The organism is Brevundimonas sp. (genome assembly GCF_023259385.1).
GTDB lineage: Bacteria > Pseudomonadota > Alphaproteobacteria > Caulobacterales > Caulobacteraceae > Brevundimonas.
In genome coordinates this window covers 1-2,852 of the sequence record NZ_JAHFPF010000337.1, presented here as the reverse complement: position 1 = coordinate 2,852, position 2,852 = coordinate 1, and the positions used below count along the sequence as shown (strand labels likewise).

The window sequence follows — 2,852 nt, the reverse complement described above, 5'->3', positions numbered from 1 at the left end:
CGCCTCGGCGTCGAGGTCGAAGACGCGCAGCGTGTCCGTCCCGGCGCGGCGATCCGCCTGACCGGTCTGCACGACAACGGGGCCGCGGTTGAGGCCCGCGTGGCTTCGGTCGATCGCCGGGTGGAACCCGCCACACGACTGGCCGCCGTCATCGTCTCCCTGCCCCCCGGGGGCTCGTTCCTGCCGGGCGAAGCGCTCAAGGGACAGATCGTCCTCGGCACGCTGCCGAACGCCACCGTCGCGCCGCGGGCGGCGGTCCTCTATGACGGGGACCAACCCTATGTGTTTGTGATCACCCGGAACGTGGCCTCCCGGCGACCCGTCACGGTCGGGCTGGAACAGGCCGATGTGGTGCAGTTGACCAGCGGCGTCCGACCGGGAGAGCGGGTGGTCGTCGACGGCGGTCCCGCCCTGTCCGACGGCATGACGACGCGTGAAGCCCCGCCCTCCGCCTCAACACCGGCGGCCAGGTGATGGGTCGCTGGCTGAGCGGCCAGGTCCGCTTCATCGTTCTCGCCTTTGCATTGCTGGCGCTGTCGGGGTCCGCCTCCGCCCTGCGGCTGCCCGTTAGCCTGTTCCCGCACATCGACTTCCCGCGCGTCGTGGTCGCGCTGGACGCCGGAGATCGTCCCGTCGATCAGATGGTCAACCAGGTGACCCGCCCCGTCGAACAGGCGCTTCGTGCTGTTCCGGGCGTGGTCGGCGTCCGCTCGACCAGCAGTCGCGGATCGGCGGAGCTGTCGGTCAATTTCGCCTGGGGCGCCGACATGGTGGCCGCCACCCTCCAGGCCGAATCCGCGGTGAACGCCGTGGTTCCGGATCTGCCTGCCGGCACACGGTTCGAAGTCCGGCGCATGGATCCGACCGTCTTTCCAGTGCTGGGCCTCGCCTTGGTGTCGTCCAGCCGCGACCCTATCGCGCTGCGCGACTTCGGTCGCCTCCAGCTCGCGCCCCTGCTCTCCTCGGTGCCCGGTGTGGCCAGCGTCAACGTCCTGGGCGGTCAGGAGAAGGAGTATCAGGTTCTGGCCGACCCGGCCCGGCTCCAGGCGCTCGGCCTGTCGATCGAAGACCTCGCGCGCACCCTGTCGTCCAACAATGTGGTCGTCTCCACAGGCCGGCTGGAAGACCGCTATCGCCTCTATCTGGTTCTGGCCGACAACCGCCTGACCGGCATCGACGACATCCGCCGCACCGTGGTTCAGACCGGGACGCGCGGCGTCGTGGAACTGGACGACATCGCCCAGGTCGTCACCCGTCAGACGCCGCAATGGACCCGGGTGACCTCGCAAGGCCGCGACGCGGTCCTTCTGAACATCCGCCAGACCCCCGACGCCAACAGCGTCGCCCTGGTCAAGGAAGTGCGCAAGCGGATCGCCGAGTTCGCGTCCCAGACCCCGCCGGACGTGAAGATCGTCACCTACTACGATCAATCCCAACTGGTGACCGCGGCCGCCAGCAGCGTACGGGATTCCATTCTCCTGGGCGCCCTGCTGGCCGGGATCGTGCTGTTCGTCTTCCTGCGCAGCCTGCGTTTCATGCTGATTGTTGCTTTGCTGCTGCCCGTCACCCTGGCGGCCACGACCATCGTGCTCGGCCTGATGGGCATGAGCTTCAACATGATGACGCTGGGCGGCATGGCGGCGGCCGTCGGCCTGGTGGTCGATGACGCGGTCGTCATGCTCGAACACCTGATGCGGAGACTGCAGGAACGGCATCGCGATCCTACGGCCGGCGGCGGCGTTCTGGAGGCGGCGACCGAAATGATCCGTCCCCTGATCGGATCGACGCTTGCGACGGTGCTCGTCTTCGCCCCGCTGGCCTTCCTCGGCGGCGTCACCGGCGGCTTCTTCAAGGCCCTGGCGATCACCATGTCGGCCGCCTTGCTTATTTCTCTTCTGTTCGCCCTGTTTGTCGCGCCGCTCCTGGCCGACCGCTGGGTGCGGGACCGGGACGTGCAACAGGCCGAAAAGAGCGGCGCGATCCTGGATCGGTTCGGGGGGCGCTACGAGACGCTGATGCGCCACCTGCTCAAGGCGCCGGGTCGGATCGCCTTGATCGTCGGACTGGTCATGCTCCTGGTCGGCGGCTTCGCCTACACCCGGGTCGGGTCGGGATTCATGCCAAAGATGGATGAGGGCGGCTTCATCCTCGACTATTACGCCGCGCCCGGAACGTCGCTGGCCGAGACCGACCGGCTGCTGAGACAGGTCGAGGTCATTCTCCAGAACACGCCCGACGTCGAAAGCTATTCGCGCCGAACGGGCCTGCAACTCGGCGGCGGTCTGTCCGAGGCCAATGAGGGTGACTTCTTCGTACGCCTCAAGGCCAAGGGGCGGCGGCCGATCGAAGCGGTCACGGCGGAGGTCCGGAGCCGCGTCGAAGCGACCGTGCCGGGTCTGACGATCTCGACGGCGCAGCTGATGGAGGACCTGATCGGCGACCTGACCGCCGTGCCGCAACCGATCGAGGTCAAGCTGCTGGGCGCGGACGAAGCGGCCTTGAAGGCCGCCTCGCCTCAAGTCGTCGAGGCCATCGGCAAGATTCGCGGCGTGATCGAGGTGGACGGGGGACTGCGCATCGCCGGAGACGCCATCGTCATCACCGTCAACCGGCCGGCCGCCGCGCTCGAAGGGCTGGATCCGGAGGCCATCACCCGTCAGCTGGACATGTTGACCGGCGGCTCGGTCATCGGCCAGATCCAGGAGGGGGACAAGCTGGTGGGAGTGCGGGTGTGGACCGAGGGTTCGCTGCGCGATCGGGTCCTTACGCTTGAAGATCTGCCGCTGCGCGCCCCCGACGGTCACGCCCTGCCCCTCAAACGGATAGCGACTTTGTCGATCGCGCCCGGACAG

The 2,852-nt window shown here is 68.0% G+C and carries 2 protein-coding genes; both read left to right on the top strand.

The annotated features are described in order from the left end of the window. Window positions 1-474, top strand: a 474-nt coding sequence (locus Q0C81_RS17865; protein WP_367118038.1) for an efflux RND transporter periplasmic adaptor subunit, incomplete at its 5' end; no start/stop codon positions are given. Beyond that, window positions 474-2,852: efflux RND transporter permease subunit (locus Q0C81_RS17860; protein ID WP_291841126.1), on the top strand; the 2,379-nt coding region annotated here is incomplete at its 3' end. The genes Q0C81_RS17865 and Q0C81_RS17860, both read left to right, overlap by 1 nt.